The organism is Kitasatospora sp. NPDC059817 (assembly GCF_042731835.1).
Taxonomy (GTDB): domain Bacteria; phylum Actinomycetota; class Actinomycetes; order Streptomycetales; family Streptomycetaceae; genus Kitasatospora.
In genome coordinates this window covers 30,959-40,266 of record NZ_JBHWIR010000064.1, presented here as the reverse complement: position 1 = coordinate 40,266, position 9,308 = coordinate 30,959, and the positions used below count along the sequence as shown (strand labels likewise).

Sequence of the window (9,308 nt, the reverse complement as noted above, 5' to 3'; positions counted from 1 at the left end):
GGGGGGCGGCGCCCGCGCCGCGGGGCCCCCCCCCGCCGCCCGGGGGGGGGGGGGGCGGGGCCCGCCCCCCGCCCCCCCCCCCCCCCGCCCCCCCCCGGGGGGGGCGGGCTCGGGGGGCCCGCGGGCGACCCACACGCGAGAGGGCCGTACCATGGGCGGGTTCTAGCGGGCGAAGGGCGCCGGCGGGTCGGCGAGGGAGAGAACGGCGGTGCTGCGCGGGTTCGGCGACCTGGAGGCCGAGATCATGGACCGGCTGTGGTCCTGGGGCCGGCCCGCCACCGTACGCGAGGTGGTGGACGACCTCCAGCGTCAGCGGCCGGTCGCGTACACCACCGTCACCACGGTGGCCGACATCCTGCACACCAAGGGCTGGCTGCGCCGGGACAAGGTGGGCCGGGCCTGGGCGTACGAGCCGACCTGCACCCGGGAGGCCTACACCGCGCAGCTGATGCGCCAGGCGCTGGAGACCACGCCGGACCGGGCGGGTGCGCTGCTGCACTTCGTCGACGGGATGAGCAGCGACGAGGCGTCCGCGCTGCTGGCGGCGCTGGAGCAGGTGAAGGCCCGGGACGCCGAGTGACCCTCGCGCTGCTCGGCCTCCACCTGGCCGTGACCGGGGTCCTGCTGCCGCGCCGGCTGGCCGGCTCGGCCCGGTTGCAGGCGCGCCCGGTGGCGGGCGCCGCACTCTGGCTGGCCCTGATGGCCTCCTTCCTGGTCGCTCTGCTGCTGGCGGCGCACCACGCGGTGGAGCCGTTCGCCCACGAGCCGGCCGGGCTGGTCGGGCTGTTCCCGCACCCGGAGCCGGTCGGGCCCGTCGCCCCGCACACCCACGACTGGTGGCTGCTGGCCGCCGCCGGGGCCGCGATCGCCACGGTGGTGACGGCCGTCGGCGTCCGGGCCGGACGGGCGCGCCGGCGGCACCGGGCGATGCTGGACCTGGTCGCCGTCCGGGACGGACGCTGGGGCGCCCTGATCCTGGAGCACGCCCACCCGACCGTCTACTGCCTGCCCGGCCGCAGCTCCCGGGTGGTCCTGTCGCGCGGAGCGCTGCGGCTGCTGGACGAACGGCAGTTGGCCGCGGCGGTGGCGCACGAGCACGGACACATCCGCGGCCGCCACCACCTGTTCCGGCTCCCGGCGGACACCTTCGCCCTGCTGTTCGGCCCGCTGCCGCTGGCCCGACACGGGCGGGCGGAGGTGGGGCTGCTGCTGGAGATGGCGGCCGACGACGCCGCGCTGGCACGGGTGTCGCGCAGCGAACTGGCCTCCGCGCTCTGCGCCTTGGCGACGTCCGGGGCCCCGACGGGCGCCGCGCCCGGCATCCCGCCGGGCGGGTCGCTGGGCCCCGCGTCGGGCGGGGCGCTGGCGGCGGCCGCCAGCGGGGTGCTGGCCCGGGTCCGCCGGCTGGCCCGCCCGGGGCACGGTCGGCGCGGGCGCCAACTGGCCTTCTGGCTGGCGGTGTCGGCGCTCCCGCTGCTGCCGTACCTGCTGGCCTGCGCGCCGCACCCGTAGGGCGTCCGCCGCCCCCCGGTCACGATCCCGGACCGACCCTACCGGTGCCGCAGGTACGCCTCGGCGGTCTCGCGCAGGCGGTCGTGCAGGCCGTCGTAGGCGCGGACCCGCCCGAGCAGGCTCTTCGGCAGCTTGGCGACCATCGTGTAGTTGGTGTCGCAGACGTTGGCGGCCGGCGCCAGCCCGGCCTGGCTGACCAGTTGGTAGGCGTCGAGCTGGTCCAGGCCGAGCAGGTGCCCGGTCCAGCCGACCAGGTCGTGCTGGCTGATCCGGAACGCGTCCTCCAGGGGGCGGGCGGAGCCGGTGCTGATCAGGAAGCGGTCGTCCTCCAGCCGGGGCCAGGCCGGTCCGCCGCCCTTGACCAGGTCGACGATCACGGTGGTGCGCATGGCCGCCTCCACCGCCGTCCCGCACACCTCCCCCTCCCCCTGGCGCGCGTGGCCGTCGCCGATGGCGAGCAGCCCGCCCGGGACGTTGACCCCGAAGTAGGCGGTGGTGCCGGCCCGCATCTCGGGGGTGTCCAGGTTGCCGCCGTGCGCGCCCGGCGTGATCGAGGCCAGCACCTCGCCGGCCGCCGGGGCGACCCCGACGGTGCCGTGCATCGGGTCGAGCGGGAGGTCCACCGTGAAGTCGCTGTTGCGGGCCCGGAATCGGCAGACGCCCGCCTTGAGGTCCAGGTCGTAGACCCAGACCCGCTCCTCCAGCGGCGGGTGCAGCATCGCCGTGCTGTGGGTCGCGGTCAGCGCGCCGAAGTGCGGGAAGGTGCTGGAGAGCCGTAGTCGCGGGCCGGGGTGATCTCCACGAAGTGCACCGCGAGGACGTCGCCGGGCTCCGCGCCCGCCACCGCGATCGGCCCGGTGACCGGGTTGAGGTAGGGGAAGACGCACACCTGGCTGGGCAGGTCGCCGGTGCCGCGCACCTTGCCGCCGAAGCAGTCCTCGGTGGTCAGTTCGACGATGGTGCCGGGCTGCACGGTGACGAGCGGTGCGCGCCCGCCGAAGGTGTAGGCGTAGTCGGCCGGGGCGGGGGCCAGCTGAACGGTCTCGGGCAGGCTCACGGGTTCTCCTCGCGGGTGGTGGGCGCGGGCGTGTCAACCATGGTGCTCTCTCTCCGTGACGACCCTGCGGGTGTGGGGAGACTGCGGAGGCAAGTATGTCCAGATGGCGGCCCCGGAGAACGCGAAGGCCCGCCCCCGCCGAGGCGGGAGCGGGCTGCCGGGCTGCCGGGCTGCCGGCCACAGCACACAGCTGCAGCCACGGACTACGGCTACGGCTACGGCTACGGCCGGACGGCGCCCACGTACGGCATGGCGCTGATCGGGAGGACCTCGACGTTCTTGCCGGTGCGCGGGGCGTGGATCATCTTGCCGTCGCCGATGTAGATGCCCACGTGGTGGATGTCGGGGTAGAAGAAGACCAGGTCGCCGGGCTGGAGGTCGGCACGCTGGACGCGGGAGCCGGTGTTCCACTGGTCCTGGGACATCCGGGGCAGCTTGACGTTGCCCGCGCGGTAGGCGCCGCCGGTGAGGCCGGAGCAGTCGAAGCTGTTGGGGCCGGTCGCGCCCCAGCCGTAGGGCTTGCCGAGCTGGGCGTAGGCGAACTGGAGGACGGCGGCGGCGCGACCGCTGGCGGGCGGCGCCGGGGTGTTCATGTTCGGGCGCTCGGAGGAGCGGGAGGCCCGGTCGGCGGCGGCCGCCGCCTGGGCCTCGGCCTTGGCCTTCTCGGCGTTCTGCTGGGCGTTGATCTTGGCGCGGTCCTCGGCGCTCAGCTTGTTGAGCATGCCCTGCGCCTGGGCGAGCTTGACCTGGATCTGCTTCTTCTTCTCCCCCAGCTCGGTGCCGACGGAGTCGAGCTGCGCCAGGGTGGCGGTGGCCTCGGCGCGGTCCTGGTCGAGCTTGCGCTGCTCGTTCTGGGCCTGCTTGAGCAGGGATATCTGGGAGTCGGCGAGGTGGTTCTGGACCGAGGCGCGCTCCAGGTAGGCGGCCGGGTCGGAGTCGAGCATCAGCTGGAAGGACGGGTCGATGCCGTTGGTGCGGTACTGGTCGGCGGCCACCGCGCCGAGCTGGGAGCGCAGTTCGTTCATCGCCTCCTGCCCGCGGGCGACCTTCTCCTGGATCTTGCTGGCGTCGCCCTGGAGCTTCTGCTGCTTCTCCTGGAAGCCGTTGAACTGCTCGACGGCCTGCTCGGCCTCCTCATTGAGCTTGTCCACCTGCTCCTTGACGGAGGCCAGGTTGGGAGCGGGCTCGGCGTGGGCGGTGCCGGAGGCGAGGACGGCGCCGCCGGCCATGGCCGTGGTGAGGACCGCCATGCGGGCCCGGCTCGGGGGGCTGGGCTTGCGACGCTTTCCCATGGCGGGGGGCTCTCCTTCGGGGGACGGCAGGGGACGGCGAAGGCGGGCGAGGACCTACGGGGGTTCGGTCCCCGCCCACCTTCTTCGAAGTAACTTAATAGATGAGTGGAGGGGTTCCGCAATCCCCCTGTTCCGGGCCGTTCCGGGCGATCGATCGTGGCCCCCGGCACCGGCGTTGACCTCGGGTGCCACCGTCCGCGGCACTCCTCGCCGCCCGGAGTGCTGAGAACGTGCCAAATCGAGGGAAAGGTCACACGGGCCGCCCCTCCTGCGGGCCTGCGAACGAGCGCTAACCTGCGGTCATGAACGTCCTGCCCGAAGGGCTCCCCCTCGCCGCCGAATTCCCGGCCGCACACCGCGAGCAGTGGCAGCAGCTCGTCGAGGGCGTGCTGCGCAAGTCCGGCGCGCAGCCCGCGGACGGCGCCGCCGCCGAGCGGGCGCTCACCACCGAACTCCCGGACGGGCTGCGCGCCCGCCCGCTGTACACCGCCGAGGACGCCCCGGCCGAAGCCGGCTACCCCGGCTTCCCCCCGTTCGTCCGCGGCGGCCGGCCGCAGGGCGCGGCCGTCGCCGGCTGGGACGTCCGCCAGCGGCACGCCGACCCGGACCGCCGGCGCACCAACGAGGCGGTCCTGGCCGACCTGGAGAACGGCGTCGGCTCGCTCTGGCTGGAGCTCGGCGGCGCGGGCCTGCCCGTCACGGCCCTGCCCGAGACGCTGACCGGCGTGTACCTCGACCTGGCCGCCGTGGCACTCGACGCCGGGCCCGAATTCACCGCCGCCGCCGAGCAGTTGTTCGCCCTGTACGAGGAGCGCGAGGTCTCCCCCGGCGCCGCCGCCGGCAACCTCGGCGCCGACCCGCTGGGCCTCCAGGCCCGCACCGGCGAGACCGGACGCACCACCGCGCTGCTCGCCGAGGCCACCACGCTGGCCGCCCGCTGCGCCGCCGAGTACCCCGGCGTCCGGGCGCTGACCGTGGACGCCCTGCCCTACCACGAGGCCGGCGCCTCGCCCGCCCAGGAGCTGGGCTGCTCGCTCGCCACCGGCGTCGCCTACCTGCGGGCGCTCACCGCCGCCGGGCTGTCGGTGGACGCCGCGCTCGGCCAGCTGGAATTCCGCTACGCGGCCGACGCCGACCAGTTCCTCACCATCGCCAAGTTCCGTGCCGCGCGCCGCCTCTGGTCCCACGTCGCCGAGGTGTCGGGGGCCTCCGCGGCGGCCTCGGCGCAGCGCCAGCACGCCGTCACCTCCCGGGTGATGATGACCGCCCGCGACCCGTGGGTGAACATGCTGCGCACCACCGTCGCCTGCCTCGCCGCCGGCGTGGGCGGCGCCGACGCCGTCACCGTGCTGCCCTTCGACAGCGCCCTCGGCCTGCCGGACGCCTTCGCCCGCCGGATCGCCCGCAACACCCAGTCGATCCTGCTGGAGGAGTCCCACCTCGCCCGGGTGATCGACCCGGCCGGCGGCTCCTGGTACGTCGAGCAGCTGGGCGAGGAGCTGGCGGCGGCCGCCTGGGCCTGGTTCCAGGAGATCGAGCGGGCCGGCGGCCAGCAGACGGCGCTCACCGACGGGACGGTCCGCGAGCGGATCGCCGCGACCTGGGCGGAGCGCTCCGTCAAGCTCGCCAAGCGGCGCGAACCCGTCACCGGTGTCAGCGAGTTCCCGCACCTGGACGAGCAGCCGCTGGTCCGCGAACCGGCCCCGGCCGCACCGGGCGGCGGGCTGCCGCAGGTGCGCCGCGCCGAGGCGTACGAGGCGCTGCGCGACCGCTCGGACGCGCAGCTCGCGGCCACCGGCGAGCGGCCGAAGCTGTTCCTGGCCTCGATCGGCACCGCCTCCGCGCACACCGCGCGCACCACCTTCGCCGCCAACCTGTTCCAGGCCGGCGGCATCGCGACGACCTCGCTGGAGTCCGTCGACCCGGCCGCCTTCGCCGAGGCCTTCACCGCCTCCGGCGCCACCGCCGCCTGCCTGTGCTCCAGCGACGCGCAGTACGGCGAGCACGCCGAGGCCGTCGCCGGCGCGCTGAAGGCGGCCGGAGCGGGGCGGGTGCTGCTGGCCGGTCGACTCGGCGAAGTCCCGGCAGGAGTAGACGAGTTCATCCACGCGGGCGGGGACGCCATCGCCGTCCTCACCTCCCTGCTCGACCAGATCGGAGTGGCACGATGATCCCCGACTTCACCGGAATCGGGCTGAACGGGGATCCCTCCGGGGACGTCACCGACGGCCAGTGGCGGGCCGCCTGGCGGCAGTCCACCGGCAAGGACGTCGACGAGCTGGTCTGGGACACCCCCGAGGGCATCGGCGTCAAGCCGCTGTACACCACGGCGGACCTGGCCGGCCTGGACTTCCTGGAGACCTACCCGGGCATCGCCCCGTACCTGCGCGGGCCGTACCCGACCATGTACGTCAACCAGCCGTGGACCGTCCGCCAGTACGCGGGCTTCTCCACCGCCGAGGAGTCCAACGCCTTCTACCGCCGCAACCTGGCAGCCGGCCAGAAGGGCCTCTCGGTCGCCTTCGACCTGCCGACCCACCGCGGCTACGACAGCGACCACCCGCGCGTCACCGGCGACGTCGGCATGGCGGGCGTGGCGATCGACTCGATCTACGACATGCGCCAACTCTTCGACGGCATCCCGCTGGACAAGATGTCGGTGTCGATGACCATGAACGGCGCCGTCCTGCCCGTCCTGGCCCTGTACATCGTGGCCGCCGAGGAGCAGGGGGTGGCACCCGAGAAGCTGGCGGGGACCATCCAGAACGACATCCTCAAGGAGTTCATGGTCCGCAACACCTACATCTACCCGCCGCAGCCGTCGATGCGGATCATCTCGGACATCTTCGCGTACACCTCGCAGAAGATGCCCCGGTACAACTCCATCTCCATCTCCGGCTACCACATCCAGGAGGCCGGGGCCACCGCCGACCTGGAGCTGGCCTACACCCTGGCCGACGGGGTGGAGTACCTGCGCGCGGGCCTGGACGTGGGCCTGGACGTCGACGCCTTCGCGCCGCGGCTGTCGTTCTTCTGGGCGATCGGCATGAACTTCTTCATGGAGGTCGCCAAGCTGCGCGCGGCCCGGCTGCTGTGGGCCAAGCTGGTCAAGCAGTTCGACCCGAAGAACGCCAAGTCGCTGTCGCTGCGCACCCATTCGCAGACCTCCGGCTGGTCGCTCACCGCCCAGGACGTGTTCAACAACGTGACCCGTACCTGTGTGGAGGCGATGGCCGCCACCCAGGGCCACACCCAGTCGCTGCACACCAACGCGCTCGACGAGGCGCTGGCCCTGCCCACCGACTTCTCCGCCCGGATCGCCCGCAACACCCAGCTGCTGCTCCAGCAGGAGTCCGGCACCTGCCGGGTCATCGACCCGTGGGGCGGCTCCGCCTACGTCGAGAAGCTCACCCACGACCTGGCGCGCCGCGCCTGGCAGCACATCCAGGAGGTCGAGGCGGCCGGCGGCATGGCCAAGGCCATCGACGCGGGCATCCCGAAGATGCGCGTCGAGGAGGCCGCCGCCCGCACCCAGGCCCGGATCGACTCCGGCCGCCAGCCGGTCATCGGCGTCAACAAGTACCGGGTGGACAGCGACGAGCAGATCGACGTGCTCAAGGTCGACAACTCCTCGGTGCGCGCCCGCCAGCTCGAAAAGCTGCGCCGGCTCCGGGAGGAGCGCGACGAGGCGGCCTGCCAGGACGCGCTGAACGCGCTCACCCGGGCCGCCGAGGCCGGCCCGCAGCGCGGCGGCTCGCTCGACGGCAACCTGCTGCACCTGGCCGTCGACGCGGCCCGGGCGAAGGCCACCGTCGGCGAGATCTCGGACGCCCTGGAGAAGGTGTACGGCCGGCACAGCGGCCAGATCCGTACCATCTCCGGCGTGTACCGAGACGAAGCGGGCCCCTCGGCCTCCCTCCAGCGCACCCGCGACCTGGTCGAGCGGTTCGAGCGGGCCGAAGGCCGGCGCCCGCGCATCCTGGTCGCCAAGATGGGCCAGGACGGCCACGACCGCGGCCAGAAGGTGATCGCCACCGCCTTCGCCGACCTCGGCTTCACCGTGGACGTCGGCCCGCTCTTCCAGACCCCCGACGAGGTCGCCCGCCAGGCCGTCGAGGCGGACGTGCACATCGTCGGCGTCTCCTCGCTCGCCGCCGGGCACCTCACCCTGGTCCCGGCGCTGCGCACCGCGCTCGCCGAGGCCGGCCGGGAGGACATCACCATCGTGGTCGGCGGGGTGATCCCCCCGCAGGACTTCGACGCGCTGTACGAGGCGGGAGCGGCGGCGGTCTTCCCGCCGGGCACCGTCATCCCGGACGCCGCCTACGACCTCCTCACCTCGCTGGCGGCCGACCTCGGCCACGAGCTGTGAGATTTTGATCGTATGCCTCCGCGGACGATCGACCTCGACAGCTATGTGACGGGTGTCCTCGACGGCTCGCGCGCCTGGATCGCGCGCGCCGTCACCCTCGTCGAGTCCACCCGGCCCGACCACCGCGCGCTCGCGCAGCAGTTGCTCCAACGGCTGCTGCCGCACGCGGGCGGCGCGGTCCGGGTGGGCATCACCGGCGTGCCCGGTGTCGGCAAGTCGACCTTCATCGACTCCTTCGGCACCATGCTCACGGGGCTCGGCCACCGGGTCGCCGTACTCGCCGTCGACCCCACGTCCAGCCGCACCGGCGGCTCCATCCTCGGCGACAAGACCCGGATGGAACGCCTCGCCGTCGACCCGCACGCCTTCGTCCGCCCCTCGCCCACCTCCGGGACGCTGGGCGGCGTCGCCAAGGCCACCCGGGAGTCCATGGTGGTGATGGAGGCCGCCGGCTACGACGTGGTCCTGATCGAGACGGTGGGAGTCGGCCAGTCCGAGACCGCCGTCGCCGGGATGGTCGACACCTTCCTGCTGCTCAGCCTCGCCCGCACCGGCGACCAGTTGCAGGGCATCAAGAAGGGCGTCCTGGAGCTGGCCGACGTCATCGCCGTCAACAAGGCCGACGGCCCGCACGAACCCGACGCCCGCGCCGCCGCCCGCGAACTCGCCGGCGCCCTAAGGCTGTTGCAGGCCCCCGACGCGGCGTGGACACCACCGGTGCTGACCTGCAGCGGCCGCGACGGCGCCGGACTCGACGTGCTGTGGGAACGGCTCCAGCAACACCGCAAGGTCCTCGACGCCACCGGCGCACTGGCCGCGAAACGGCGGGAACAGCAGGTCGAATGGACCTGGACGATGGTCCACGACCAGCTCTACGCGCGGCTGCACGAACACCCCGAAGTGCGGCGGCTCGCGGTCGAGTTGGAGGCCCAGGTCCGCGCCGGCACCATGCCGGCGGGGCTGGCCGCGCAGCAGATCCTGGACGCCTTCTTCGGCGCGCCCTGACGGGAGACGCTTCTCGGGTGGCCCTGGGGAGGAAAAGGTGCGAGGGCCGTGCTGATGTGCACGGCCCTCG

The 9,308-nt window shown here is 73.8% G+C and carries 6 protein-coding genes and 1 pseudogene; 5 read left to right on the top strand and 2 right to left on the bottom strand.

The window, feature by feature from the left end:
• The first annotated feature begins 211 nt into the window (after positions 1-211).
• Together ACFV61_RS16395 and ACFV61_RS16390 are read left to right on the top strand one after the other, a co-directional pair.
• Positions 212-580, top strand: coding sequence for a BlaI/MecI/CopY family transcriptional regulator (locus tag ACFV61_RS16395; protein WP_063350923.1), 369 nt, complete (start codon positions 212-214; stop codon positions 578-580).
• Complete coding sequence (locus tag ACFV61_RS16390; protein ID WP_380492232.1) at positions 577-1,512, top strand: M56 family metallopeptidase; 936 nt, start codon at positions 577-579, stop codon at positions 1,510-1,512. The genes ACFV61_RS16395 and ACFV61_RS16390 overlap by 4 nt, the downstream gene beginning before the upstream one ends.
• 38 nt (positions 1,513-1,550) lie before the next feature.
• Here the strand turns inward: ACFV61_RS16390 and ACFV61_RS16385 are convergent.
• Positions 1,551-2,569: pseudogene (locus ACFV61_RS16385) on the bottom strand (acetamidase/formamidase family protein).
• A gap of 221 nt (positions 2,570-2,790) precedes the next feature.
• The gene (locus ACFV61_RS16380) at positions 2,791-3,861 is read right to left on the bottom strand and encodes a C40 family peptidase (protein ID WP_063346507.1); all 1,071 of its coding nucleotides are present in this window, start codon (positions 3,859-3,861) and stop codon (positions 2,791-2,793) included.
• Positions 3,862-4,163: 302 nt separating this feature from the next.
• On the opposite strand from ACFV61_RS16380, the gene ACFV61_RS16375 reads away from it, so the two are divergent.
• From ACFV61_RS16375 to meaB, 3 genes are read left to right on the top strand one after another with little or no spacing between them, the layout of a single operon-like run.
• Entirely contained in the window at positions 4,164-6,032 is a 1,869-nt protein-coding gene (locus ACFV61_RS16375; protein WP_380492230.1) for a methylmalonyl-CoA mutase family protein, read from the top strand.
• The gene (gene scpA / locus ACFV61_RS16370; protein ID WP_380344392.1) at positions 6,029-8,233 is read left to right on the top strand and encodes a methylmalonyl-CoA mutase; all 2,205 of its coding nucleotides are present in this window, start codon (positions 6,029-6,031) and stop codon (positions 8,231-8,233) included. Before ACFV61_RS16375 ends, scpA begins: the two co-directional genes overlap by 4 nt.
• Positions 8,234-8,245: 12 nt before the next feature.
• On the top strand, positions 8,246-9,238 hold the full coding sequence (meaB, locus tag ACFV61_RS16365) for a methylmalonyl Co-A mutase-associated GTPase MeaB (protein WP_380492227.1): 993 nt from the start codon (positions 8,246-8,248) through the stop codon (positions 9,236-9,238).
• Positions 9,239-9,308 lie beyond the last annotated feature (70 nt).